The sequence below is a fragment of the Hymenobacter nivis genome (assembly GCF_003149515.1).
Classification (GTDB): Bacteria; Bacteroidota; Bacteroidia; order Cytophagales; family Hymenobacteraceae; genus Hymenobacter; species Hymenobacter nivis.
Genome location: NZ_CP029145.1, coordinates 2013577 through 2037164 on the forward strand (window position 1 = coordinate 2013577; position 23588 = coordinate 2037164).

Genomic DNA, 23588 nt, shown 5'->3' on the forward strand with positions numbered 1-23588 from the left:
TAGTCCGCATCTTTGAACGGTTGATACACAATAATCGGCCGGGCGACGCAGACTACAAAGTCCGCGCTACAGCCGAACGATTGCCGCTGAGACGAAGTAAAAACCGCAGCGCCCACGCCACTGCCAAAACGGCGCGAATAGACCAAGGTCCATTCGCGCCGTTGCGTAGCCAAATGCGTTACTGGGGCCCCCTAATAGCTGTCGTCGCTGCGGTTGGCGTCGAAGGCGGGGCGCTGTTCAGCGGCGGGGACGTCGCGGCGGTCGCGCTCGTCGTACTCGCGGGGGCGGTCCAGCTCGGCCACTTCCTCGGGGGTTAGCAGCTCTTCGCGCACGTAGTCCACGGCATCCTGGAGAGCGTCCACAAATTTCAAAAAATCTTCTTTATACAAGAAAATCTTGTGCTTTTCGTACGAAACCGAGTCGTCGCTGTTCTGGCGGCGCTTGCTTTCGGTGATGGTCAGGTAGTAATCCTGGCCGCGGGTGGCTTTCACGTCGAAGAAATACGTGCGCTTACCGGCCTTAATGCGTTGGGAATAAATCTCTTCCTGGTCGGGGCGGTCGTCCACAGGCGTTGGGTGGGTAAAGTTGATGAATAGAACAATCGATTGATGTAAATTCGAATGTAGGTACGGTGAGGCAAAGAAAAAAGCGCCCGGGGCCCCGCTGTGGTATCTTTGAACAGGGCCCCCGGGGCCCCGGCCCACCCTTTCGCCTGCCCATGCCCGCCCCCGACCTCGCCGCCGTCCGCTCGTTCGAAAACCTGGAATTCCTGGCCCGCCAGCTCGTCGACGGCTTCATCACTGGCCTGCACCAATCACCCTACCACGGCTTTTCGGTCGAGTTTTCGGAGCACCGCCTCTACAACCCCGGCGAGAGTACCCGTCACATCGACTGGAAGGTATTTGCCCGCACCGACAAGCTGTTCGTGAAGCGCTACGAGGAGGAAACCAACCTGCGCGCTCACCTGCTCATCGACGTGAGCCCGAGCATGTACTACCCTACCCCGGGCCACGCCAAGCTAACTTTCAGCGTGGTAGCGGCGGCAGCTTTGGCTACGCTCCTCACCCGGCAGCGCGACGCGGTGGGCCTCGTCACCTTCGCCGACCGCGTGGAGCTGCAAACGCCGGTGCGCTCCACCACCACCCACCGCCACGCCGTGCTGCTGGCCTTACAGCGCCTGCTGGAGCGCCCGCCCGCCCCCGCGGGGCCCCGGCGCGGCACCGACGTGGCGGGCGTCATCCACACCATCGCCCAGCAAATTCCCAAACGCTCACTCGTCATCCTCTTCAGCGACATGCTGGGGCGTGATGCGGCCGAGCAGGCCGCCGCGCTGGCCGCCCTCCAGCACCTGCGCCACCAGCACCACGAGGTGCTGCTCTTCCACGTGCTCGACCGCAGCACAGAGGCCAACTTTGACTTTGCCGAGCGCCCCTACATCTTCGAAGACGTGGAAACGGGCCAGGAAATCAAGCTCCAGCCCTCCCAGATTCGGGAGCAGTACCGGGCCGCCATGGCCACTTTCGAGCAGGACCTGGCCCTGCGCTGCGGGCAATTGAAGATTGATTTCGTGCCCGTGGACGTGCGCGAGCCCTTCGAAAAAGTGCTGTACGCCTACCTGGTGAAGCGCGGCAAGGGCCGCTAAGGGCCCAACTTGCCCCTACTTTTGTTGTAGTACCCATCACCCACGCTCCCCCTCAGCACCATGTACCAAATTCTGCTCTATCTACACTCTTACCTCCGCTACTTCGTGCTCGGGGCCGGCCTCGTGGCCGTGTACCGCGCCTACGTGGGCTGGACCGGCCGCCGCCCGTTTAGCAAGGGCGACAACGCCTTCGGGGCCAGCTTCGTGGGTTTCATGCTGTTGCAGCTCATCGTGGGCTTGGGCCTGTACTTCGGCCTGAGCCCCTGGGGCCTGAAGGCCGTAAAAGTGGCTGGGGCCCTGAAAGACCCAATAGTGCGCTTCTTCGGCGTGCAGCACGTGGCCCTGATGGTGCTGGCCATCATCATCGCCCAAGTCGGCCGCACGCTCTCCAAAAAGCGCCTCAACGACACAGCCAAGCACAAAACAGCCTTCATCTACTATGGCGTCGCCCTATTCTTGGTCCTGCTCATGATTCCATGGGGTATCTGGAACCCGTACCGGCCGCTGTTCCGGTATTAGGCAGCAATACTTTATGGCTGCAAACCCAAGTACGGAATCAGGAGAAAGCTCGACGCTCGTGCAAGTTGAGCAAGCTATTGCCAATTATGCGAAGGCTTATGATGCCTTGGAACAGTTGCAAAATCCTCGGGGCCCTATTCCCCAAGGTGACCAAAAAACAGGAGCTGTGGGCGAGTTTTACGCCCACCTGTACTTGCTCGGCAAATACCCCAATGCGGACGTTATTTTTGGGGGCAACGGCAATCCTGTCTGGGACATTAAGGTGACAGATAACGAATCTGTCTGGCATGTACAAGTCAAGACGGTATCAGCCTTTTCGAAAACAGGGCGTTTATCACCAATTCACGTAGGTTGGCAAGAACTGTACATCATTCGATTGAACAAGCAACTACAACCGGATGGCTTTTGGCAAGTAAAGAGTGATATGGCACTTCCCAAATACATCAATGCTCCCCTTTCGAACCAATCTTCTTCAATTGCTAAAGCGGGGCTGTTTAGCCATAATGAAATTGATGACTTCAGCAAAAACGTTGCCGCAGGAAAACTGAGGTGCATCGTAGCTATCACCGGCTAATTCTTTGTTTTCACTCGCGTGCGTTGCGCTATAAATGAAAAAGCTTTCCCAGTACGCAGTGGGAAGGCTTTTTCATGCAAATAATTCTACAGTAATATCCTATCTGAAGCTTCGAGGTACTGGGCAATGATCCAGCGGGCCCCGGCGGCCGGCCGTGCAACCTTTTCGGCCACGCGGGGGTCATCTAGGCGCTCCCGCTTTTTTCTGTCCGTACGCATGCGCTTGCCTCTGCTTTTTGCCGTTTCCCTCGCGCTGTTCAGTTGCAGCAAAAGCGACGACCCAAGCCTGGCACCCAGCGCGGGCACAGAACTGGCAACGGAAGACGACTGCGGCGCGCCGGGGCCCAGCGGCTACCATGTGCTGCTGCGCACCCAGCAGCAAGCCGTGCAGCTGCCGGGCACGGTCGAAACGTTTCTATTCAGCAAAGACAACGTGTTCAATACCAGCGGCGGCGACCACCTCATCGCCTCCCTCATCCGGCAAGGCGACCTGCTGAGCCTGCGCTACTGCGGCGTGGTGCACGACGGCCTGACCACCGATATCGGGCCCGCCCAAAGCGCCATCAGCCTCCAGGATTTGCCAGCCCAGGTGTACCGCCTACGCATCACCGTGCGCAACCGCCACACCACCGGCACCCTCGACCTGACCACCACGCCCGCCCGCCTCAGCATCGCCGATACTACGGTGGCCGCCGTGTGGCGCTAGCGGGGCCCCCGGGCCGCTAGGGTTTTGCGCACGGGCGGCGTAAACTCGTGGCGCACCAATCACCCCCTGCCATGACCGCCGACTTCCTCGCCAGCACCAAAAAGCAGTTCGCCTACTACAAGCTGCTGGGCGAGCAAGCCCTGGCCCAAGTGCCCGACGACCAACTCAATTGGCAGCCCAACGCGGCCAGCAACAGCCTGGCGGCCATCGTGAAGCACTTGTGGGGCAATATGTTATCGCGCTGGACGGATTTCCTGACCACCGACGGCGAGAAACCCTGGCGCTACCGCGAGGCCGAGTTCGACAACGACCTACGCACCCGCGCCACAGTGCTCGAAAAGTGGGAAGCCGGCTGGCAGTGCCTGTTTAGGGCTCTCGACGGGCTGACGGTGGCCGATTTGGGCCGGGTCGTGTACATCCGCCACCAGGGCCACACCGTGGCCGAGGCCATCAACCGGCAACTGGCGCACTACCCCTACCACGTGGGCCAAATGGTGTTCCTAGCCCGCTTGGTGGCCGGCGACGCGTGGCAGTCGCTCTCCATCCCGCGCGGCGCATCGGCAACCTACAACGCCGATAAATTTGCCCAGCCCCCGCACCAGGCACATTTCACCGACGAGCTTTTGGGCGGCGCCCCGCTTTAACAAGGCTGATTTTTGCGCAGGTTAGGGCCCCGGTGTGGGCAAATCCTTCCCTAGGCGAGCGGGAAAGGCTAACGTGCGCGGCAATTCACCCCGGCCGCTGGTAGCCGTGGCGCCGGGTTTCGTAGCGAAAAGACGGGGATTGGTCGAGTGCAATTTTTCGGGTTGCAACTACAGTAAGCCGCGCGGCATCCCGTCTACATACCAGCCTTGCTGCTTCACCCCATCCCGCCCGTCATGCTTTACCTATTTGGCCGCCTCGCCCTCAGCGATTCTTATTACTTCCAGCAGGAGGAAGAAGATTTTGACTACCAGCAAAAGATGAAGGACCGCCGCCCCGAGGGCCCCCAGCCCGCCCCTCGTGCGGCAGTGGCCGACCGCCGCCGGCACCGCAGCCGCTACTTCCCGTTGCGCATTAACTCAGGCAGCGCAGCTTAGCGCGGTTTCAGTGTGCGGACGGTAGCGTGCAGGATGCGGGGCATGTCCCGGCCCGGCCCTTGCGCTGTAACAGCGGTTCCATTCCCGGGCGGTCAGAGACACGCACCACACCCTACGCACACCAATCCTGAAACCGCGCAATACCTAACGAAACAGAGCTCTTGTCAGAGTCCGAGGAGCCCTGTTTATCGCAAAAAGGCCCGCCGCTGACAATCAGCGGCGGGCCTTTTCGAAAAGTTAAGCGGCAGTTATTGCCCCAGCACAATCGCAAAAATCAGCGGGGCCACGATGGTGGCGTCGCTTTCGATGATGAATTTCGGCGTTTTCTCGCCCAGTTTGCCCCAGGTAATTTTCTCGTTGGGTACGGCACCGGAATAGCTGCCGTAGCTGGTAGTCGAGTCCGAAATCTGGCAGAAGTAGCCCCACAGCGGCACGCTGGTGCGGCCCAGGTCCTGGTGCAACATGGGCACCACGCAGATGGGGAAGTCGCCGGCAATGCCGCCACCAATCTGGAAGAAGCCTACTTTGCTTTCGTCCGTAGCCTGCTTAGTGTACCAGTCGGCCAGGTAAATCATGTACTGGATGCCCGTGCGCATGGTGTGCACGTTCTTGATGTCGCCGGTGATGACGTGGCCAGCGTAGATGTTGCCGAGCGTCGAGTCTTCCCAGCCGGGGCAGATAATGGGCAGGTTTTTCTCGGCCGCGGCCAGCATCCACGAGTCCTTAGGGTCAATCTGGTAGTACTGCTCCAGCTCGCCGCTGAGCAAAATCTGGTAGAAGAATTCGTGCGGGAAACAGGCTTCGCCGGCCTTGTCGGCCTTCTCCCAGAATTTGAGCACCGTGTGCTCCAGGCGGCGCATGGCTTCCTCTTCGGGAATGCAGGTATCGGTCACGCGGTTCATGTGGCGGGCCAGCAGGGCCTGCTCGTCGGCGGGCGTCAGGTCGCGGTAATTAGGTACCCGCTCGTAGAAATCGTGGGCCACCAGGTTGAAGATATCCTCCTCCAGGTTGGCGCCCGTGCAGCTGATGATCTGCACTTTATCCTGGCGAATGAGCTCGGCCAGCTGAATACCCATTTCGGCAGTGCTCATGGCCCCGGCCAGGGTAATCATCATTTTGCCGCCTTCGGCGATGTGCTTATTGTAGCCGTCGGCCGCGTCGATGAGGGCGGCGGCGTTGAAGTGGCGGTAGTGGTGCTTGAGGAAATTGGTGATATGCATTTTTTAAGCTGTTAGCCTTTAGCTGTTAGCCATTAGCTTTTGGGAGATAAGTCGGTATGGTGCTGTACGAAAAGCCAACAGCCAAACCTTACGCCGGCTCGGCGATAATCAAATTATGGTTGGTGTAGATGCAGATGTCAGCCGCGATGTGCAGGGCGTCTTCCACCATCTGGCGGGCGGTGAGGTGCGGGGCGTGCTTCTTCAGGGCCAGGGCGGCGGCCTGCGCGTACATGGCCCCCGAGCCGATGGCGGCCACGTCCATGTCGGGCTCCAGCACGTCGCCGGTGCCGCTGATAATGAGTAGCTCGTCTTTATCGCAGACCACCATCATAGCTTCTAACTTACGCAGGTACTGGTCTTTACGCCAGTCTTTAGCCAGCTCGATGGCGGCGCGCTTGAGGTTGCTGCCGTAGGCGGCCAGCTTCTCCTCGAAGCGGTCGAGCAGCATGAAAGCATCGGCTGTGGATCCGGCAAAGCCGGTGACCACCTTGCCGTCGTTGAGCTGGCGCACTTTGCGCACGTTGTTTTTGGCCACGTGCTTGTCCATGGTGGCCTGGCCGTCGGCCCCGAGGGCAATCTGGCCGTTGTGGCGCACGCCAAGCACGGTCGTGGAGCGAATTTTTGGGAGCATGGGGCAAAAATACGCTCCTTTCACCGGGCGCACCGCAGCGGCCGCGTTTACCAAAAAAGCGGCCGGCCTCCCAGGGCCCGGCCGCTCGTAAAAAAGCTCAAGCCGTGCGGCCGTTGCGGGCCCCCAAGGGGGCCCGCAACGGCTAAACTGGCAGCGTCTTTTCGGAAAATGGGATAGGCAGGGGTTTGATGCAGTTGACGGCCCACTTGAAAAACCGCACCCATATGCCACGCTGCTGCTCCAAGAAGACACCAATGATAACTGCCACGACGGTGACCGAAACGATGGCGATACACATCTGAGACACGTCGTTTGCGCGCCACCCGAACGCGGCACGCCACAGCACAAGCAAGGGGTAGTGTAAAATGTACAGTGGGAACGACAAATCGGCAATCGTGCGCAGCAAATTCACCGCTGCAGGTTTTACGGCGTTGCTTCCCGCGGGCAACAGCCAGACGGCCAGCGCGAAGATGATTCCCGTCAGCCAATCGGTCAGGAACCGGTTAGCGTAGAAAAAAGGCTTGCGCCCCAGATTATAGGGAAAATCGGGAACGTAAATCACCACCAGGACCGCTACAAAAATCAAAACACCCACCAAGGCCCACCCGCGTTTAATTGTAAACGTAGGCGCAGGTATGCGGTAAGCCAGGAAACCGAGTACCCAGATGGGCATCAGCAAAAGTATTTTGGGACCCGCCACACAACACGCCAACACGATCAATATCAGCGACTTGGCACCGGGATGCCGAAAAAACCAGAGCCCAAAAATGGCGTAGTACCAAAACTCAAAGCTCAACGACCACAACGGATTATTGATGGGCGGCGAGGCCGAAAGCAGCCCTATTTCATTGCAAAAAGCCAGACACAACGCGTAGCGGGGCAACGGGTTGCCACGGGAATAGCTCGCGGAAATTACTGGGTCTAGGTAAGACACGGCGAACTCGATGAGCGCCGTGATGACTAGGGCCGGAATCAACACCGAGTATAGACGGCTGAGGCGGGCCACGGCATACTGCCGGGGCCCCCGGTTATTGTTGGTGGTGGTGTAGGCAATAAGGTAGCCGGACAGCACGAAAAACACAATAACTGCGGCGTGCGACAGATCGTCGAAAATGGCTAGCAAACGGGGGTAGCCGGGCAACCACTGGTACGAAGCATGCCAAACCAAAACAACGAGGGCTGCTAGCAAGCGCATCCCGTCGAGGAAGATGCTGGAGTCACCACTAATTGCCCGTCTTTTCAACGCATCCATAGCAATATAAGGAAATATTAAAGTAAAATTTTAATAAATTCTACGTCATTTTATACATCTACAAAGATAAGATATTTAATAAGCATAATATTTTGTTGCGCGGCCCAACATGGCTGCCAATTAAAATTTTTATCCCTTGTGCTTGGGCAAACCGGCGCGTGCTACTAGCAGCTGGTTTGCCCAAGCGCAACCGTTTCTAAAACCGGGCCTGGAGCTTGGCAAACAGGAAGCGGCCGTTGCTGCCCATCTGCACGGGATCCCAGGCGCCGCCGGTTTCGGTGGCCTGGGGGTTGAAGAAGTTGGGGTACTTATTGAACAGGTTAGAGCTGCCCACCGAGAGGCGCAGCTGGTTGGTGAGGGCGTAGCTCAGGGCCACGTCGGTGGTTAGGCGTGGGTTGTAGCGGTTCAGGTCGCCGTTGTAGTCGATGAGCGACACGCCGCCGAACTCCACGAACCGCACCAGGGCCCCGAAGCGGCCGAGGCTGTAGTCGAGGGTGAGGTTAATTTTGAAGGGCGGTGCCGAGGCCTTTACAAACGCCTGCTCGCGGGCCCCGAAGAAGATATCTTCCTTGCCGGCCAGCAGCGGCGTGGCTTGCACACTCGTGACGTTGAGGCGGTTGAGGTTGGCAGCCAGCGTGGTGGTGAGGCGGCCGATGCCCACGCCCAAGGTGTTGGCCACCACGGCGTCGAGGCCAAACGTGCTGGTGGAAGCCGCGTTGGCGAAGAACTGGGCCTGGCCCACGTTTAGGGCCGTGAGGGTAGGCCCGATGATGTTATCGTCGCTGCCAAACGTGCCGGTTAGCACAATCCGGTCCTTGATGTGGATGTAGTAGCCGTCCACGGTAAACGTCAGCACTGAGCCGGCGCGGCCCGTAAAGCCGACGCTGGCCGACCGGGACAGCTCCTGCCGCAGCGCCGGGATGCCCACCGCCCGCGACACCGGCCCGTCGTTGCGGTCGAGCAAAATATCTACCGGCTTACCCCCTACCACGTTGGTAAACACGGTATTGAAGTTAATTTGGGCCAGCGACGGGGCCCGAAAGCCGGTGCTCAGCGTGCCGCGCAGCGAGAAGGCGTCGCTCAGCTTGAGGCGCGTGGCCAACTTGCCGGTGAAGTTGCTACCGAAGTCGGTGTAGTTCTCGAAGCGCACCGCGCCCTCCACCAGCAGGGCCTTGGTCACGTCCAGCTCGGCGTCGGCGTACACGCCGATGTTGCTGCGACTGGCCTTCACCTCGTTGCGCGGCTGGAAGCCGGGGAAGCCCTGGGACCCGCCCGGCCGGTCGTTGAGGGCCCCCGGATATTTGAGGTACGACCCCGCTTCGCCGGCAAACAGCGCGTACCATTCGCGGCGGTACTCGCTGCCGAAGGCCAGGTTGAGGCCCTGCAACACGGTTTTGTAGTTGCGGCTCACGTTGAGATCCACCACGTCTTGCTGGAGCTGGAAGCCGCCCGCGTCGAACGTCGTCGGCGACTGGGGCCCCAACGTCGCGTTCAGCGTATTTTTCACGCCGTAGTGGAAGTTGTTGGAGCCAAAGCCGTTGCTCAGGTCCACGTCCCACTGCCCGAAGGTGCCGCGCATGCCGGCCACCCCTTGCCCGTCAAAAATGCTGCTCGTGATGATGGGGTCGAAGCCGTTGGGATAGAGCGTGGCGTTGCTGCGCGGGTTCGGGATATCGTGGCCCAGGCTGTCGGTGCCGATGGTCGGGAAGCGGGTGTAGGCGTAGGCGTCACCCTTGCGCACGTTGATGCCGCCGAACACGTAGGCGTACACTTTCTCGCTCAGCGGCAGCTTGCTGTTGAGGTACACCGATGTATTGGTAGCCTTGGGGTCGCCGTACTCGCGGCGCTGAATGCCGTCGGGGGCCGGCACGTTGGCGCGCTGGGTGTGCTCGCGCAGGTTGAAGTCGACGGTGGCGTTCACGAAGCCGCCCTGGCCCACGGCCACGCCGTAGTTGGCGTTGGCGTTGAAGTTGCCCCCGTCAAAAGTCTTGTCGTCGAAGCGGTACTTGGCCGTGTAAGCCCCGTAGTTAGCGTTAGCGGTCAGCTCCTTGGTGCTGGTTTTCAGCACGATGTTGATGACGCCCGCAATGGCATCGGAGCCGTACTGGGCCGAGGCCCCGTCGCGCAGAATCTCAATACGCTCGATGCTGGCAGCTGGAATCGTGTTCAGGTCGGTGCCCGTGTTGCCGCGGCCGCGGCTGCCGAACAGGTTTACGAGCGCCGACTGGTGCCAGCGCTTGCCGTTCACGAGCACCAGGGTTTGGTCGGGGCCCAGGCCGCGCAGGCTGGCGGGGTCCACATGGTCGGCGCCGTCGGCCCCGGTCTGGCGGTTCGAGTTGAAGGACGGCGCCACGAATTGCAGCAGCTGGTTCACGTCGAGTTGGCCGGTTTTGGCCGTCACCTGCCGCACGTCGATGATGTCGACCGGCGAGGGCGAGTCCGTCACCGAGCGGTTGAGGCTGCGCGTGCCCACCACCTGCACGCCTTCGAGGGCCGTGCTGTTGGCGGCCAGGTGCACGGCCACGGGGCCCTCGGTGCCCACTTCCTGGCTGGTGTAGCCCAGGGCGCTGATTTGCAGCCGCGGCTGGGCCGTGCGGGCGCGCAGTACGAAGCGGCCCGCGGCGTCGGTGCTGATGCCGTTGTTGGTACCTTTTTCCACCACCGTGGCCCCAATGATGGGGGCCCCCGCCGCATCGAGGATCTGGCCCGATACGGTGCGGCTCTGCGCCCAGGCCGTGCTGCTGGCCAATACGAGCGGTACAATTAGTAGTTTTTTATTCATAATGCAAGGAACTGTGTGATGGTCCATAAATATAGACTATTTTCCATACCACCCCCGCTCGTTAGGGGCCCCAACGGGTTTAAAAGCAGAGAATCAGCCCGGTGGGGGCTGATTCTCTGGGTTACTCTAAAAAATTGCGTGGCTTAGGCGGCGGCCAAGGGTCAAATCAGCATCCGCATAGGGTCTTCCAGCAGCGCTTTCAGCGTTTGGAGGAAGGCCGCGCCGGTGGCGCCGTCCACCACGCGGTGGTCGCAGCTCAGCGTCACCTTCATGATGTTGCCGATGGCCAGCTGGCCATCCTTCACCACGGCGGTTTGCTTGATGCCTCCCACGGCCAGGATGCAGGCATCCGGCGTGTTGATGATGGCCGTGAACTCGTCGATGCCGAACATACCCAGGTTGCTGATGGTGAAGGTACTACCCTCCCACTCGGCGGGCTGGAGCTTCTTGCTCTTGGCCTTGCCAGCCAGCTCCTTCACTTCGATGGCAATCTGCGAGAGGCCCTTGCCGTCGGCGTTGCGGATAACGGGTACCAGCAATCCTTCGTCCACAGCCACGGCCACGCCGATGTTGATGACCTTATTCTGGCGAATCCGGTCGCCGAGCCACGACGAGTTGACCACCGGGTGTTGGCGCAGGGCCACGGCCGACGCCTTGACCACCAGGTCGTTGAAGCTCAGTTTCACCGGCGAGAGCGTGTTGAGTTGCGTACGCACCTCCATAGCCTTGTCCATCAGAATTTCCATCGTGAGATAGAAATGCGGAGCTGTGAACAGGCTCTCCGACAGGCGCTTGGCAATCACCTTGCGCATCTGCGACACCGGCGTGTCGGTGTAGGTGCCTTCGGCTGCGGCGGGGGCCGGCGCGGGGGTCGGCGCGGCTTTGGGCGCCGGCGCGGCGGGCGCGGCCGCGGGCAAGGCAGCGGCAATATATTCGTTGGGGGCCGTGGCGGGCACGGCGGCGGGCACAGCGGCAGGTATGGCGGCCGGGGCTGGCGCGGCTAGGCCGGGCGCGAAGGCTTCCACGTCGCGCTGCACGATGCGGCCGTTGTCGCCGCTGCCCTTCACCTGGGCCAGGTTAATGCCTTTTTCCTTGGCGATGCTCTTGGCCAGCGGCGAGGCCAGGATGCGACCGGCGGGCGCGGCGGGCTCTTCAGCTGCAGCAGCCGGCGCTGGGGCCCCGGCGGGGGCCGCCTCAGCCGCAGTGGGGGCCGGGGCAGCACCGCCGCTCTGGCCGCCCAGCAGCGACTGAATATCAGCGCCTTCCTCGCCGATGATGGCCAGAATACCGTCCACGGCCACGGCTTCCCCGGCCTTAGGGCCCGTGTAGAGCAGGGTGCCGTCCTCGTAGTTTTCGAGCTCCATGGTGGCTTTGTCGGTCTCGACTTCGGCCAGGATATCGCCGGCTTTCACCTTGTCTCCCACCTTTTTCAGCCAGGCGGCGATGGTGCCTTCGGTCATCGTGTCGCTCATTTTGGGCATGAGAACCACGGTGGCTTTCTTGCCGTTGGCGGGCGCGGCGGGGGCCGTGGAAGCCGCAGGTTTGGGAGCTTCAGCGGCGGGGGCCGGGGCGGGCTTGGGGGCCTCGGGCGCCGGGGCCGGGGCGGCCCCGGCCTTAGCCTTGGGGGCGGCGGGGGCCCCACCGCCGTTCAGCAGCGCTGAAAAATCTTCGCCCGGCTTGCCCACAATGGCCAAAATACCGTCTACGGCCACGGCTTCGCCTTCTTTCGGGCCGATGTAGAGCAGGGTGCCGTCGTCGTAATTTTCCAGCTCCATGGTGGCCTTGTCGGTTTCGACTTCGGCCAGGATATCGCCGGCTTTCACGTTATCGCCTACTTTTTTGAGCCAGGCCGCGATGACGCCCTCGGTCATCGTGTCGCTCATTTTGGGCATTTTTATGATTTCGGCCATCGGGTTGTCGCGCTTGGGTTAATTAGGCCAAAATTAGCCCGAAAAGTTGGGCGCACCAACCGGCCAGGGCCCACCTGCCGCCGGCCGCCGCGCTCAGCTTTGCAAATGAGCGGTGTCCAGAAAATTTTTCACCGTGAACACTTTGCCGGTATACTCCAGCTTGTACAAGCACAAGTTGCTGTGTTCGAAGCCGCCCATGCAGCTGAGCGGGTAGTGCAGCAGCTGGCAGAGCAGTACGCGCAGGGCCCGGCCGTGCAGGCATACGAGCACGGTTTCTTCGTCGGCGCGGGCCGTTAGCAGCTCGATGAACGGGCGCTGGCGGGCGGCCACTTCGGCGGGGCTCTCGCCGCCTTCGAGGCGGGCGCAATCGTCGCCGGCGGCCCAGGCGGCCAGCGTGGCGCGGTACTCGGCGTCTTCGGCCACGGTGATGCGGGTGCCCTCGCGGCGGCCCCAGCTGATTTCGTTCAGGGCCGCGTGCGCCTCGTGGGGCAGGCCCAGGTCGAGGAAGCCCTGCACCGATTGGCCGGTGCGGCGCAGCGCCGAGGTGTACACTTTAGCAAACGGCACGCGGCCGTAAGCGGCAAAAAACTGCGCGGCCTGGCGGCGGCCGGTGTCGTTCAGGTCAGAGTCGATGCCGCTGCCCTGCACAATGTTTTGCACGTTGAAATCGGTCTGGCCGTGGCGCAGCAAAAAGATGATCCGGGGCCTCACGTTTCGGGGTAGTTTTGCGGAACAATGGCCCAAAGTACGGGTTTGAATTCAGTACCCTACTAAATTGAGGCGTCATGCTCATCTAGCATCCGCGCCAAACACCCATAAATGACCCTCGACGAAGTAATGGCCTGGACGGCCGCCCGCCCCACCCTGGCCGACGCCCTTGGCATTGAACTGACCGCTCTCACCGCCGACTACATCGAGGGCCGGATGCCCGTGGATGGCCGCACCCACCAGCCGATGGGCCTGCTGCACGGCGGGGCCTCGGTGGCGCTGGCCGAAACGCTGGGCAGCGTGGGGGCCGCCAGCCGCGTCGACCCCGCCAAGCAGGCCTGCGTAGGCCTGGAAATCAACGCCAACCACCTGAAGGGCGTGCGCGACGGCTGGGTGCGCGGCCGGGCCACGCCGGTGCACGTGGGCCGCAGCACGCAGGTGTGGGAAATCCGCATCACCCACGAAGAAACGGGGGCCTTGGTCTGTATCAGCCGCATCACGATGGCCGTAGTTGACCTGCCCCGCTAGGTTTTCGTTGTCAGTTGTTCGTTGTCGGTTGTTCGTCTTTTGGCCCGCAGTCGGCCATGAATGCCTCGCCTTTCTTGTTTTGACCAACCCCTCCATGCCGCTCCCCGAACCGCGCTTGCTGTTGTGGCCGCCTGCCGCGGCGGGCTTGGGGGCCCTGGCCCGGCTGCGCCACCTCGTGGCGGGGGCCCTGCGCACGGGCCGCCCGCTGGCGGTGTGGCGCGAGCCCGGCGCCGGCCGCCCGCAGCTGCTGGTGAGCCGCTCGCTCGAAGCCGCCTACACCGGCCTGCCGCCCGCCCTCGACGCGGGGGCCCCGGCGGGCTTCGCGTTCTTCCCCTTCCGCGAATCCGACCACAACCCGGCCTTTTTCCTGCCCGCCGACGTGCGCTACGACGCGGCCCGGCCCGATGCCGTTCTGGTGGCACCGGCTGCCCGCGCGCTGCTGCCCAACATCGCGGCCTGGCTGGCGCTGCCCACGCCCGCCGCGCTGGCCTGGCACCACAGCCCGCAGCCCGCCCCGGCCGCCGCCACCGAGGCCGAGTACACGGCGCTGGTGCGCGAGGGCGTGGCGGCCATCAAGGAAAAAACGGTGCTGAAGGTGGTCAGCTCGCGGGCAGCGCGCCGGCCGCTGCCGGCCGGGTTCGACCCGCTCGCGGCGTTCGACAAGCTCAGCGCGAAGTACCCGCAGGCGTTCGTGTCGCTGGTGAGCGTGCCGGGCGCGGGCACCTGGCTGGGGGCCACGCCCGAGGTGCTGGCCGAGGTCACGGCCGACGGGCACTTCCGCACCGTGGCGCTAGCCGCCACCCAGCCCGTGACGGAGGCGGCCTCGCCCCGCACGGCCATTTGGCGGCAAAAGGAGATTGAGGAGCAAGCCCTGGTGGCGCGCTTCATCGTGAACTGCTTCAAGCAGTTGCGCCTGCGCGAATACCAGGAAACAGGGCCCCGCACTGTGGTGGCGGGCCAGCTCCTGCACCTGCGCACCGACTTCGAGGTGGACCTGAACGCAGTACCCTTCCCCAACCTGGGCACCGACATGCTGCGCCTGCTGCACCCCACCTCGGCCGTGGGCGGCATGCCCCGGCTGGCGGCGCTGGCGTTTCTGCACCAGCATGAGCGCTACGACCGCGCCTATTACAGCGGCTTTCTGGGCCCCGTGAACGTGGCCGCGCCCGGCATCGCCCGCCTCTTCGTGAACCTGCGCTGCCTGCAAGTGCGCGCCCACGAGGCCATCCTCTACGCCGGCACCGGCCTGACGGCGGACTCGGACCCCGAGCGCGAGTGGCAGGAAACCGAAATGAAACTGCAAACCGTAGCCACGGTTTTACAATGAGTATCTACAAACAAAAAGGTCGTCATGCGGCGCGCAGCGAAGCATCTTTCCGGCGCCAGTAATCCCAAATTTAGTTACGCGGGAAAGATGCTTCGCTGCGCGCTGCATAACGACCTTTTATCCCCGAAATTAATTATTACAATTAGCCGCGTTAAATGAATAACCAAGCCGTTTTCAACATCGCCGAAATCTGCGCCCGGCACGGAATTACCGACGTGGTGCTCTCGCCGGGCTCGCGCTCGGCGCCGCTCGCGCTGGCCTTTGCGCGGCACCCGGCCTACCGCGGCCGGCTGCGCGTGGTGCCCGACGAGCGGGCGGCGGCGTTCATCGGCCTGGGCATTGCGCAGGCCACGCGGCGCCCGGTGGTGCTGGTGTGCACCAGCGGCACGGCCGGCCTCAACTACGCGCCCGCCGTAGCGGAGGCCTTTTTTCAGCAAATCCCGCTGCTAATTCTCACCGCCGACCGGCCTCCGGAATGGATTGACCAGCTCGACGGCCAGACCATCCGCCAGCGCAACCTGTACGGGGCCCACGCCAAGGCGGCGTTCGATTTCCCGACCGATACCACCCACCCCGACGCCAAGTGGCACGCCGAGCGGATAATTAACGAGGCCATTAATTTGACGCAGGCGGGCCCCGCCGGGCCAGTGCAGGTGAACGTGCCGCTACGCGAGCCGTTTTACCCGAAGCTGGGTGAGGTAGTGGTGTACGAACAGGACGTGAAGATTATTCGGGAGATACCAGCCACTGGAACGCTTAGCTTATCGGAATCAACCGAGTTGCGCCAGCGACTAAGAAACGCTGGCCGGGTGCTTGTAGTAGCAGGCCAGTACCCAGCAAATGCGCCGCTTGCGGCGGCTTTGAAAAGCTTCGCGTTGGCCTACCGGGCCCCCATAGTGGGCGATGTTATTTCTAATTTGACCGACGGGCTAAGCCAGATTTTAGGCAAGCAGGATATATTCATTGCGGGTCTTTCTGAAGACGAGAGAAATGAACTTCGGCCCGACTTACTTATCACGTTTGGACAGTCGTTAATTTCTAAAAGCCTGAAGCTATTTCTACGCAATGCCGCGCCATTAATTCACTGGCACGTACAAGCTGCGGGCCCGGTGGCAGATACTTTTCGTTCTCTAAGTGAAATTATTCGGGTCGAACCGACTAGTTTTTTTCGCAGTATTGCCGCGGGTAGTTCTCCCGATGCTTCAATAAACGATTCGACAACTCATTACAACTTGGGCTGGGGTTCGGCGCAACAACACGGGGAAACGGCGCTTAATAATTTCTTCGGTAGCCAGCGCGGCCGTTACCAGGAAGTCCAAGAGCCGTTCAACGAGTTTTCGGCCTTTCGCCACGCGCTAGGGGCCCTGGCCGACGGCACCGCCCTGCACCTGGCCAACAGCATGGCCGTGCGCTACGCCAACATCCTGGGCCTGCCGCAGGGCCGGCAAATTGAGGTGTTTGCCAACCGCGGCACCAGCGGCATCGACGGCTGCAACAGCACCGCCGTGGGTGGGGCCCTGGCGCAGCCCGCGCGGCCGGTGGTGCTGCTCACCGGCGACGTGGCGTTTTTCTACGACCGCAACGCCTTTTGGCACAACTACCCCACGCCAAATTTGCGCATCGTGCTATTCAACAACCACGGCGGCGGCATTTTCCGTATGATTGATGGGCCCCGGCAGCAGCCGGAATTGGAAGAGTTTTTTGAAACCCACCAAGCCCTGACGGCCGAGAACTTATGCCGCGATTTTAAGCTGCGCTATTTCCCGGTTGCTTCGTTCGACGAACTAGATGCCGCGCTACCGGTTTTCTTTGCGGCCGAAGGCGGCGCGGCAGTGCTGGAAATTTTCACCGATAGTAAAACCAACGCCGCCTTCTTTGAGGAATACCGCGCGGCCGTGAAAGCGGCTTTTTAGCGCAAGGTTTCGCGAAGTTTAACACTGCGTTTCGCGAAACCTGACAGATGCAATACTGCGAAACTTAAATTTTAAACCTAGCAAAACTTCGCGCGATATGTCTGAAAAAATTGAATGGACCCCGATTAAGGAGTTCAAAGAAATCCTCTTCTCCCAGCACGGGGGCATCGCCAAAATCAGCATCAACCGGCCGCAGGTGCACAACGCCTTCACGCCGCTCACAGTGGATGAGATGATTGAGGCGATGGACATCTGCCGCAACCGCACCGACATTGGCGTGGTCGTCTTCAGCGGCGAGGGCGGCAAGGCCTTCTGCTCGGGTGGCGACCAGAGCGTGCGCGGCCACGGCGGCTACGTGGGCGAAAACGCCGTGCCCCGCCTCAACGTGCTGGACTTGCAGAAGATGATCCGCTCCATCCCGAAGCCGGTGATTGCCATGGTGGCGGGCTGGGCCATCGGCGGGGGCCACGTGCTGCACGTGGTATGCGACCTGACCATTGCCGCCGACAACGCCCGCTTCGGCCAAACGGGCCCCAACGTGGGCTCGTTCGACGGCGGCTTTGGGGCTTCGTACCTGGCGCGCGTGGTAGGCCAGAAAAAGGCCCGTGAAATCTGGTTCCTCTGCGACCAGTACGACGCCCAGGAAGCCCTCGACATGGGCCTGGTGAACAAGGTGGTACCCCTCGAAAAATTGGAGGAAACCACCGTGGCCTGGTGCCACAAAATACTGCAAAAGAGCCCGTTGGCCCTGCGGATGCTCAAATCCAGCTTCAACGCCGAACTCGACGGCCAGGCCGGCATCCAGGAGCTGGCCGGCAACGCCACGCTGCTCTACTACCTCAGCGAAGAGGCCAAGGAGGGCAAAAACGCCTTCCTCGAAAAGCGCCAGCCTGACTTCTCGAAATTCCCGAAATTTCCGTAGTCGCGGCGCGGCACCGCAGCAAAAAGCCCCGTCAGTTTGGCTTGTCCTTACCCAAATCTTTTGCTGGCTTCTTGGAAGTAGCGTGAGCGCCTTTTTTCGCTGGCTAACACCACTCGAAAAGCCGCAATCTGGGCAAGCACTCGTCTAAAAAAGCCCTTCCGGCCGCATGGCCGAAAGGGCTTTTGAATTTTGGGCAAGGACAAGTCAGTTTAGCAGGGCTTTTTGCGTATAACCAATTACTAATCAAACCCATCAAAAGCTGCCGCCCATGAACTGGCAGCCCCAACACCAGGAGAAAAACTGGCGCAGCCGCGCGTGCTTGCGCTCCTTTTTGGCGGCCTTGGCGGCCTGCTCGGCGGGCGTGCGGGTGGGACGGGCGATGCTTTCAACAACGGGCGCCGGGGGCGCGGGCAGGTGCGGATGGGAGGTCATGGCCGTAGGGATTAAATGGGAATTAGGTAATAATAACGATTTTTTTCGACAAAGGCAAGCCAAATTGTTCCGACCGTTGTTGGCAACTTGCTCAGTGCCTTTGGCGTGTGGGTGCGCGGGCCGCCCCCGCTACGCGTTTACCTGACCGCCCCCAGGGCCCTCTTCTTTGCCGCATGACGGACGCTGAATTTCACGAGGCCCTCGGGCGCATCCGGCGGCGGCACTGGCTGCACTACGGGGCCCAGGCCCTGCTGATGGGCGGCGCGGTGCTGGCCACCGGCCCCCGGATGGCGGTGGGCGCCGCCGCCAACCCGCGGCTGGCCACTTGGCCGGCGCTGCTGCTGCTGGGGGCCCTGGTGCCGGTGGTGGGGGCCCTGCTCTACGCAGTGTCGCGCGGCCTGCGGCCCAATCTACGGCGCCCGTATGCCGAAAACCTGCGCATCTACCAGGCGCGAACGTTGCTGCGCGACAGCTTATTGAGCCTGCTGGCCCTGCCCCTACTGGCCTCCTACGTCGTCACGCAGCAGGCCACGGACCTGGCCATTTGCGGCGGCCTACTGCTAGTTTTGGGGCGGCTGACGGTACCGTCAGTCAAAACGTACCAGCGCTGGCTGGTCCGCTAGGGCCCCGGCGGGGTCCGGCGGGCGGCTTGGGCCGCCGGTTTATCTTGCTTGCCATGGCCTCCTCCAACCTTCCCGATTCCCTGCTGCTCAACGGCCGCGAATTCGCCTACGCTGCCATCCAGCAATACCCCACCGCTGTGCCCGCCGACCTCAACGGCTACGAGGCCCGCGTGCTGGAGCGCGTGCGCGAGTGGCTGAACGGCTCGCAGGAATTCACCCTCACCACGTCGGGCAGCACGGGCACGCCGGCGCCCGTGGTGGTGCGGCGGCGGCAGTTGGCGGCCTCGGCCCAGCGCACCGGCGACTTTTTCGATTTGGGCCCCGGCGACCGGGCCCTAGTATGCCTCAACTGCGAGTACATCGGCGGGCTGATGATGCTGGTGCGCGGCCTGGAGCGGCAAATGCACCTCACCATGGTGGAGCCCCAGGCCGACCCGCTGGCCCTGGTGCCGGCCGACGCCGCGTTTGACTTTGCCGCCTTCGTGCCCTTGCAGCTGCGGGCCGTGCTGGCCGCCGGCCACGCTCCGCGCCTCAACCGCATGAAAACCATCTTGGTGGGCGGGGCCCCGGTGGACGCCACGCTGCTGGCCGCCATCCAGGCCCAGCTCACGGTGCCAGTGCTGCTCACCTACGGCATGACGGAAACCTGCTCGCACGTGGCCCTGCGCCGGCTGAACGGGCCCCAGGCCACCACCGCCTTCCGGGTGCTGCCGGGTATTGCGGCCGGGCAGAACGCGCGCGGCTGCCTTACGCTGCGCGGCGACGTGACCAACGACCAACTCGTCGTCACTAACGACCTAGTGGCGCTGGACGCTGGCGCCCACACGTTTGAGTGGCTGGGCCGGGCCGATTTCGTCATCAACTCGGGCGGCGTGAAGGTGCCGGCCGAGAAGGTGGAGCTGGTGCTCGACGTGGCCCTGGCCGAGCTGGGGGCCCCGCGCCGCTGCTTCGTGGCCGGCCGGCCCGACGAGCGCCTCGGCCAGGCCGTGGCCGCCTACGTGGAGGGCCCCGCCCTGACCGCCGCTGCCGAGGCCCAGCTGCGGGCGCTGCTGGCCGCCCGCCTGGGCAAGTACGAGCAGCCGCGGCACCTCGTGTTCGTGCCCGAATTTCACACCACGGCCTCGGGCAAGCTCGACCGGCCGGCCACGCTGCGCAGCCTCGAAACCCCGGATTTGCTCGGATGAAGGGGCTATTTTTGAAGTTTTGGGGCCTTGGGCTGCTGACGCTGCTGCTGATTGCGGGCAGCCCCGCGGCCCGCGCCCAAAGCGTGGCCAAATCGGCCCGCATCGCGCCCAAGGCCGATACCACCACCACGCCCGCCGTGGCCCCAGCGGCCGGCGGCGCCGCCGGCCTGCCGGCCACCGAATTTGAAACCTACAACGTGAAGGGCAGGGGCGTACGCTACACGGCCGCACTCACGGGCCTTTACACCACGGGCACCGTCGCGCGCATGTTCCTCAGCACCAGTCACACCGTCAACCTGTCGTTCAAGGGCGGGCACTGGCTGGCCCCGGCGGCCCTTAGCTTCAGCTACGGCAAGCAGGACGGCTTGCAGCGCGAGCGCGAGTTTTTGCTGCTCACCACGCCCACCTACCAGCAGGGGCGCTACAAGTTTTACACCCTGGGCCAGGTGGAATACAGCAACCTGCGCGCCATCGACTACCGCGTGGTGGGCGGCCTGGGCGTGGGCTACCAGCTATACAAGGACACGATGCGCAACGAAGTGAACGTGAGCTATTTCCTGCTGCGCGAAGAAACCCAATATTATACCGATCTGCGCCGCCAGGTGCTGCGCCACTCGCTGCGCGCCAAGGGCCAGTACACGCGGGGGGCGGCCACGCTCACAGCCCTGGTGTATTACCAGCCGGCAGTGAGCGACGTTAACGGCGACTACCGCGTGAATGGCACGGGGGCCCTGGCCGTGCGCCTCTCGCGCCACCTGGCCCTGGCCGTTACTTACTCCTACGCGCTCGAAAGCATCAACGTAGAGGGCCGCGCCCCCGTGAACACCAACCTGTCGGTGGGCTTTACCTACGCGGCGGGCAAGTAGCGGCTAGCGGGCCGCGCGCGGGGCCGTCGGGGCCAGGCGGGGCACCACGCGGGCTGCCGGGGCCACCGGCGCAGCGGCCGGGGCCACGGCGGCAACCGGGGCTACCGGCACCGGCGGGGGCCCCGGGGCGCTACCGCCCTTGGCCAGCCATACGGCCGGTAGCAACAATAACCCAAAGATCCAGCGGACACCACGGGCGTCAGGCACAAACGCAGAAATCCAACCGAAACGCATACAAGTACCATTTATTGTGGAGACGAAGGCAAACATAAGTCGTCGCTGCCCACGCCACAAGAGTCCGCCCGCATAATTATTCGCGGCGCAGCCCTTTTTGGGGAAATAGCCGCTCGCGGCCCCGCACCACAGCTACCAAATCGTTGAGGAAGAGCTTGCCGCGCAGGTAAAAAATGGGCCCGCTAAGCTCCTTGCGCACCGTGCGGTTCACAAATACCGGAGCCCACCAGCCGGCGCCCGCCACCAACCCGACCCAGCGAAAAATGCGCATTTGGACATTCGTGCTAGGCTCGATGACGCCCATGGAGTCGTGGAGCGTTTCCTGGATGCTGCCGTCGGGCGATGCGTACTCCACGTAGGCGTTGCCGAGGCCCGCTTGCAGGGGCACGTCAGCTCCCAGCGGCGGTTTTCGAGGAGCACGTACTCGCCGTAGAGGGCCAGCTAGTCTTTCAGCGCGGCCTCGATGGCGGCCACAGTTTCGACCCCATCGGAAGGGCGCGGCGCGTATTTTTTGATCAGGCGGCCGTCGCGCCCGATGAGGTAGTAGCTGGGGTAGCCATTCACCTGGTATACCTCGGCTTCGTCCGCGCTGGGCGCGCGCAGGTGTACGCTGTTGGGGCTGGTGAAGTGCTTGCCGGTCAAAGTTTTCTGCCACTTTTCTTCGGAGTCGCCCACCGCAATGTAGAGAAATACCACGTCGCGGCCGGCAAACTGCTGCTTGAGCGCGGGGGCAAAGTTGATCATCTCGTTCATGCAGGGGCCGCACCAGGTCCCCCAGAAATCGAGGTACACGACCTTGCCCCGGAAATCACTCATCGTCACTTTTTTGCCCTCATTGCTCAGCAGAATGAAAGCGGGGACCGGTTGGCCGGCGCTTAGCTGTTGGATAGCCGCTAAGCGCCGGCCCTTGACAAATGCTTGCCGAATGTCGCGCGCCATCGCCGAGTCACGGTTGTGCTGCCGGAAAGTGGGGTAGAAAGCGAGCGCCCCGGGCAGGTTGGTGCGGATGTTATCCGTTAGCAGGACCTCCATGGTCCAGTCGCGGATTCGCCCCGCGCCCACCTCGGCCGTGGCCAGCCGGTAGAGCCGCGGGCCCTGGGCGGGGTCGGCGCTGAGCTTACCCGCGGGCACCAGGCGGTTCTGGTAACCCATTGTAAAATTTGCTACCAACGACCTATCGGCAATGCTACGCCCCCAGTGCTGGCTTAGCTCCCGCGCCGGTACTTCGGCCAGGAAGTTGAAGTACGTCTCTGGCAGCGTCTCACCGGACGGAGTAGGCCATTGCCTCCGAGCGTAGTAAAGGAGCGCAATGGCCCAATCGGCCGCGATGGTGGTCTGGGCCTCGCGCTGAAAAAGGGCCGGTAGCGGGTGGATGCGGGCGTAGTCAGCCAAGAAGGCGAGGCGCTTCCGCCGAAAAGCGTCGGCGCACTGCCGCATTTCGGGGGGCGTGGTGGCGGGGCCTATTCTGTCCATCGGCCGGGGGTCGTTGCCGGGCGGGCTGTACTCAAACAACCACTGCGACCGGGCCAGGTAATTGTTGGCGTTAGCCCCCCGGCCACTGTACACAAGGCTATTATCAAAATCGCTAAACTCCAGCGTCAGGCGCAGCTGGTCGCCGGGCGTGAGGTAGAGCTGGGTACGCTGCCCGGCGTACTCGAAGCTAACTGGCAGCGGGGCGGCGAGGTCCTTCACCTCAAACTGAAAATCGCCGGCTGGGCTGAGCACCGTTTTCAGCTGCTGCTCGTTGATTAGCAGCCGCACGGTATCGCCGGCCGGCGCGTGGCTGAGGTGCCCGCTGAGACGGGTTACGAGCGGGGCGGGGGCCCCGGCCAGCAGGCGGAGCGCCGTGCCAAAGGCCAGCGCGGGAAGGAGCAGCAGTAGGCGCATGAGCAGAAAGCAGTTAGGTGGGGAAGTCAGTTCGGCAAGATAGAAGCGGTTGGCTATTAATGCCCGGCGCCCGCCGCTTCGCCCCGCCCCACGGCGGCTTGGCCCGGGCGCGGGGGCGCTTCGCCCCGAATGGGCGGCCGGCCGGCGGGGCCAACTTCTACTTTTGACGCAGCTACCGCCTCAAACGCCGCCCATGCCCACGCCCGATTTCCTGTTTTCGCTGGCCAACCCCGCCGCCCTGCTCAGCTGGGCCCTGCTGATGCTGGCCCCGCGCAGCCGCTTCGCTAAGGCGCTGGTGCTCAATGGGGCCCTGCCGCTGGGGCTGGCCGCGGCCTACGCGGCGCTCATCGCGGCGCACTACCTGGGGCCCCACGGCGGCGAGGGCGGCTTCGGGTCGCTGGCGCAGGTGGCGGCCTTGTTCCGCGACCCGTGGGCGCTGCTGACGGGCTGGGTGCACTACCTCTGCTTCGATCTTTTTACCGGCGCTTGGGAAGCGCGCGATGCCCAGCGCCGCGGCCTGCCGCACGCGCTGGTGGTGCCGGCGCTGGCCCTCACGTTCCTGTTCGGGCCGGTGGGGCTGCTGCTGTACTTCGGGTTGCGCGGGCTGTGGGCCCGGAAAGCCAAAACTGCTTCTTCGTCAATTAATTAAC

Annotated in this window: 25 protein-coding genes; 14 read left to right on the forward strand and 11 right to left on the reverse strand. The window is 62.9% G+C overall.

The genetic code is table 11. From position 1 onward, the window contains the following. Positions 1 to 191 precede the first annotated feature (191 nt). A complete protein-coding gene (locus DDQ68_RS08770) occupies positions 192 to 566 on the reverse strand; it encodes a DUF3276 family protein (protein ID WP_109655960.1) in 375 nt (124 codons plus the stop codon). A gap of 152 nt (positions 567 to 718) precedes the next feature. Between DDQ68_RS08770 and DDQ68_RS08775 the strand changes: the two genes are divergently transcribed. The 6 genes from DDQ68_RS08775 to DDQ68_RS08800 all read left to right on the forward strand — a co-directional run bounded on the left by DDQ68_RS08775 (position 719) and on the right by DDQ68_RS08800 (position 4519). Further along, on the forward strand, positions 719 to 1642 hold the full coding sequence (locus tag DDQ68_RS08775; RefSeq protein WP_109655961.1) for a DUF58 domain-containing protein: 924 nt from the start codon (positions 719 to 721) through the stop codon (positions 1640 to 1642). 60 nt (positions 1643 to 1702) lie between these two features. Next, positions 1703 to 2161 (forward strand): hypothetical protein, encoded by a 459-nt coding sequence (locus DDQ68_RS08780; RefSeq protein ID WP_109655962.1) that lies wholly within the window; start codon positions 1703 to 1705, stop codon positions 2159 to 2161. A 13-nt stretch (positions 2162 to 2174) separates the two neighbouring features. Continuing rightward, positions 2175 to 2735, forward strand: coding sequence for a hypothetical protein (locus tag DDQ68_RS22725; protein WP_162549962.1), 561 nt, complete (start codon positions 2175 to 2177; stop codon positions 2733 to 2735). 216 nt (positions 2736 to 2951) lie between these two features. Further along, entirely contained in the window at positions 2952 to 3440 is a 489-nt protein-coding gene (locus tag DDQ68_RS08790) for a hypothetical protein (protein WP_109655964.1), read from the forward strand. A 71-nt stretch (positions 3441 to 3511) separates the two neighbouring features. Next, entirely contained in the window at positions 3512 to 4084 is a 573-nt protein-coding gene (locus tag DDQ68_RS08795) for a DUF1572 family protein (protein WP_109655965.1), read from the forward strand. A gap of 234 nt (positions 4085 to 4318) precedes the next feature. Then, entirely contained in the window at positions 4319 to 4519 is a 201-nt protein-coding gene (locus DDQ68_RS08800; protein ID WP_109655966.1) for a hypothetical protein, read from the forward strand. 248 nt (positions 4520 to 4767) lie between these two features. On the opposite strand, the gene DDQ68_RS08805 is transcribed toward DDQ68_RS08800, so the two are convergent. The 6 genes from DDQ68_RS08805 to DDQ68_RS08830 form a co-directional block, all read right to left on the reverse strand. Further along, positions 4768 to 5739 carry a deoxyhypusine synthase family protein gene (locus DDQ68_RS08805; protein WP_109655967.1) on the reverse strand — a complete coding sequence of 324 codons (972 nt, stop codon included), beginning with the start codon at positions 5737 to 5739 and terminating at the stop codon, positions 4768 to 4770. An 88-nt stretch (positions 5740 to 5827) separates the two neighbouring features. Then, complete coding sequence (gene hslV, locus DDQ68_RS08810; RefSeq protein WP_070739090.1) at positions 5828 to 6370, reverse strand: ATP-dependent protease subunit HslV; 543 nt, start codon at positions 6368 to 6370, stop codon at positions 5828 to 5830. Between the two features lie 142 nt (positions 6371 to 6512). Continuing rightward, positions 6513 to 7622 (reverse strand): acyltransferase family protein, encoded by a 1110-nt coding sequence (locus DDQ68_RS08815; protein WP_109655968.1) that lies wholly within the window; start codon positions 7620 to 7622, stop codon positions 6513 to 6515. A gap of 196 nt (positions 7623 to 7818) precedes the next feature. Next, the gene (locus DDQ68_RS08820; RefSeq protein ID WP_109655969.1) at positions 7819 to 10404 is read right to left on the reverse strand and encodes a TonB-dependent receptor; all 2586 of its coding nucleotides are present in this window, start codon (positions 10402 to 10404) and stop codon (positions 7819 to 7821) included. Positions 10405 to 10565: 161 nt separating this feature from the next. Then, positions 10566 to 12314, reverse strand: a complete 1749-nt coding sequence (locus DDQ68_RS08825; protein ID WP_109655970.1) for a pyruvate dehydrogenase complex dihydrolipoamide acetyltransferase — start codon at positions 12312 to 12314, stop codon at positions 10566 to 10568. Positions 12315 to 12407: 93 nt separating this feature from the next. Then, the gene (locus DDQ68_RS08830; RefSeq protein ID WP_109655971.1) at positions 12408 to 13025 is read right to left on the reverse strand and encodes a histidine phosphatase family protein; all 618 of its coding nucleotides are present in this window, start codon (positions 13023 to 13025) and stop codon (positions 12408 to 12410) included. A 108-nt stretch (positions 13026 to 13133) separates the two neighbouring features. Between DDQ68_RS08830 and DDQ68_RS08835 the strand changes: the two genes are divergently transcribed. The 4 genes from DDQ68_RS08835 to menB all read left to right on the forward strand — a co-directional run bounded on the left by DDQ68_RS08835 (position 13134) and on the right by menB (position 17712). Then, positions 13134 to 13550, forward strand: a complete 417-nt coding sequence (locus DDQ68_RS08835) for a hotdog fold thioesterase (RefSeq protein ID WP_109655972.1) — start codon at positions 13134 to 13136, stop codon at positions 13548 to 13550. A gap of 94 nt (positions 13551 to 13644) precedes the next feature. Then, positions 13645 to 14877 (forward strand): chorismate-binding protein, encoded by a 1233-nt coding sequence (locus DDQ68_RS08840; RefSeq protein ID WP_109655973.1) that lies wholly within the window; start codon positions 13645 to 13647, stop codon positions 14875 to 14877. A 155-nt stretch (positions 14878 to 15032) separates the two neighbouring features. Continuing rightward, the gene (menD, locus tag DDQ68_RS08845; RefSeq protein WP_109655974.1) at positions 15033 to 16790 is read left to right on the forward strand and encodes a 2-succinyl-5-enolpyruvyl-6-hydroxy-3-cyclohexene-1-carboxylic-acid synthase; all 1758 of its coding nucleotides are present in this window, start codon (positions 15033 to 15035) and stop codon (positions 16788 to 16790) included. Positions 16791 to 16887: 97 nt separating this feature from the next. Further along, positions 16888 to 17712, forward strand: a complete 825-nt coding sequence (gene menB, locus DDQ68_RS08850; RefSeq protein WP_109655975.1) for a 1,4-dihydroxy-2-naphthoyl-CoA synthase — start codon at positions 16888 to 16890, stop codon at positions 17710 to 17712. Between the two features lie 252 nt (positions 17713 to 17964). Here menB and DDQ68_RS08855 read toward each other — a convergent pair whose 3' ends face one another. Continuing rightward, complete coding sequence (locus tag DDQ68_RS08855) at positions 17965 to 18144, reverse strand: hypothetical protein (protein WP_109655976.1); 180 nt, start codon at positions 18142 to 18144, stop codon at positions 17965 to 17967. A 173-nt stretch (positions 18145 to 18317) separates the two neighbouring features. On the opposite strand from DDQ68_RS08855, the gene DDQ68_RS08860 reads away from it, so the two are divergent. From DDQ68_RS08860 to DDQ68_RS08875, 3 genes are read left to right on the forward strand one after another with little or no spacing between them, the layout of a single operon-like run. Continuing rightward, positions 18318 to 18767, forward strand: coding sequence for a hypothetical protein (locus DDQ68_RS08860; protein WP_109655977.1), 450 nt, complete (start codon positions 18318 to 18320; stop codon positions 18765 to 18767). Positions 18768 to 18820: 53 nt separating this feature from the next. Further along, entirely contained in the window at positions 18821 to 19951 is a 1131-nt protein-coding gene (locus DDQ68_RS08865; RefSeq protein ID WP_109655978.1) for an AMP-binding protein, read from the forward strand. Then, positions 19948 to 20817 carry a DUF481 domain-containing protein gene (locus tag DDQ68_RS08875; protein ID WP_162549963.1) on the forward strand — a complete coding sequence of 290 codons (870 nt, stop codon included), beginning with the start codon at positions 19948 to 19950 and terminating at the stop codon, positions 20815 to 20817. Before DDQ68_RS08865 ends, DDQ68_RS08875 begins: the two co-directional genes overlap by 4 nt. Before the next feature lie 3 nt (positions 20818 to 20820). Here DDQ68_RS08875 and DDQ68_RS22730 read toward each other — a convergent pair whose 3' ends face one another. The 3 genes from DDQ68_RS22730 to DDQ68_RS08885 all read right to left on the reverse strand — a co-directional run bounded on the left by DDQ68_RS22730 (position 20821) and on the right by DDQ68_RS08885 (position 22938). Next, on the reverse strand, positions 20821 to 20982 hold the full coding sequence (locus tag DDQ68_RS22730) for a hypothetical protein (RefSeq protein WP_211320253.1): 162 nt from the start codon (positions 20980 to 20982) through the stop codon (positions 20821 to 20823). Between the two features lie 145 nt (positions 20983 to 21127). Continuing rightward, positions 21128 to 21439 (reverse strand): hypothetical protein, encoded by a 312-nt coding sequence (locus DDQ68_RS08880; RefSeq protein WP_109655980.1) that lies wholly within the window; start codon positions 21437 to 21439, stop codon positions 21128 to 21130. A 53-nt stretch (positions 21440 to 21492) separates the two neighbouring features. Beyond that, positions 21493 to 22938, reverse strand: a complete 1446-nt coding sequence (locus DDQ68_RS08885; protein ID WP_109655981.1) for a TlpA family protein disulfide reductase — start codon at positions 22936 to 22938, stop codon at positions 21493 to 21495. 193 nt (positions 22939 to 23131) lie between these two features. On the opposite strand from DDQ68_RS08885, the gene DDQ68_RS08890 reads away from it, so the two are divergent. Next, complete coding sequence (locus DDQ68_RS08890; RefSeq protein ID WP_109655982.1) at positions 23132 to 23587, forward strand: ABA4-like family protein; 456 nt, start codon at positions 23132 to 23134, stop codon at positions 23585 to 23587. Position 23588 lies beyond the last annotated feature (1 nt).

Coding starts and splice junctions, on each gene's coding strand:
- DDQ68_RS08775 (WP_109655961.1), top strand. CDS start 719: ATGCCCGCCCCCGACCTCGCCGCCGTCCGCTCGTTCGAAAACCTGGAA.
- DDQ68_RS08780 (WP_109655962.1), top strand. CDS start 1,703: ATGTACCAAATTCTGCTCTATCTACACTCTTACCTCCGCTACTTCGTG.
- DDQ68_RS22725 (WP_162549962.1), top strand. CDS start 2,175: ATGGCTGCAAACCCAAGTACGGAATCAGGAGAAAGCTCGACGCTCGTG.
- DDQ68_RS08790 (WP_109655964.1), top strand. CDS start 2,952: ATGCGCTTGCCTCTGCTTTTTGCCGTTTCCCTCGCGCTGTTCAGTTGC.
- DDQ68_RS08795 (WP_109655965.1), top strand. CDS start 3,512: ATGACCGCCGACTTCCTCGCCAGCACCAAAAAGCAGTTCGCCTACTAC.
- DDQ68_RS08800 (WP_109655966.1), top strand. CDS start 4,319: ATGCTTTACCTATTTGGCCGCCTCGCCCTCAGCGATTCTTATTACTTC.
- DDQ68_RS08805 (WP_109655967.1), bottom strand. CDS start 5,739: ATGCATATCACCAATTTCCTCAAGCACCACTACCGCCACTTCAACGCC.
- hslV (WP_070739090.1), bottom strand. CDS start 6,370: ATGCTCCCAAAAATTCGCTCCACGACCGTGCTTGGCGTGCGCCACAAC.
- DDQ68_RS08815 (WP_109655968.1), bottom strand. CDS start 7,622: ATGGATGCGTTGAAAAGACGGGCAATTAGTGGTGACTCCAGCATCTTC.
- DDQ68_RS08820 (WP_109655969.1), bottom strand. CDS start 10,404: ATGAATAAAAAACTACTAATTGTACCGCTCGTATTGGCCAGCAGCACG.
- DDQ68_RS08825 (WP_109655970.1), bottom strand. CDS start 12,314: ATGGCCGAAATCATAAAAATGCCCAAAATGAGCGACACGATGACCGAG.
- DDQ68_RS08835 (WP_109655972.1), top strand. CDS start 13,134: ATGACCCTCGACGAAGTAATGGCCTGGACGGCCGCCCGCCCCACCCTG.
- DDQ68_RS08840 (WP_109655973.1), top strand. CDS start 13,645: ATGCCGCTCCCCGAACCGCGCTTGCTGTTGTGGCCGCCTGCCGCGGCG.
- menD (WP_109655974.1), top strand. CDS start 15,033: ATGAATAACCAAGCCGTTTTCAACATCGCCGAAATCTGCGCCCGGCAC.
- menB (WP_109655975.1), top strand. CDS start 16,888: ATGTCTGAAAAAATTGAATGGACCCCGATTAAGGAGTTCAAAGAAATC.
- DDQ68_RS08855 (WP_109655976.1), bottom strand. CDS start 18,144: ATGACCTCCCATCCGCACCTGCCCGCGCCCCCGGCGCCCGTTGTTGAA.
- DDQ68_RS08860 (WP_109655977.1), top strand. CDS start 18,318: ATGACGGACGCTGAATTTCACGAGGCCCTCGGGCGCATCCGGCGGCGG.
- DDQ68_RS08865 (WP_109655978.1), top strand. CDS start 18,821: ATGGCCTCCTCCAACCTTCCCGATTCCCTGCTGCTCAACGGCCGCGAA.
- DDQ68_RS08875 (WP_162549963.1), top strand. CDS start 19,948: ATGAAGGGGCTATTTTTGAAGTTTTGGGGCCTTGGGCTGCTGACGCTG.
- DDQ68_RS08885 (WP_109655981.1), bottom strand. CDS start 22,938: ATGCGCCTACTGCTGCTCCTTCCCGCGCTGGCCTTTGGCACGGCGCTC.
- DDQ68_RS08890 (WP_109655982.1), top strand. CDS start 23,132: ATGCCCACGCCCGATTTCCTGTTTTCGCTGGCCAACCCCGCCGCCCTG.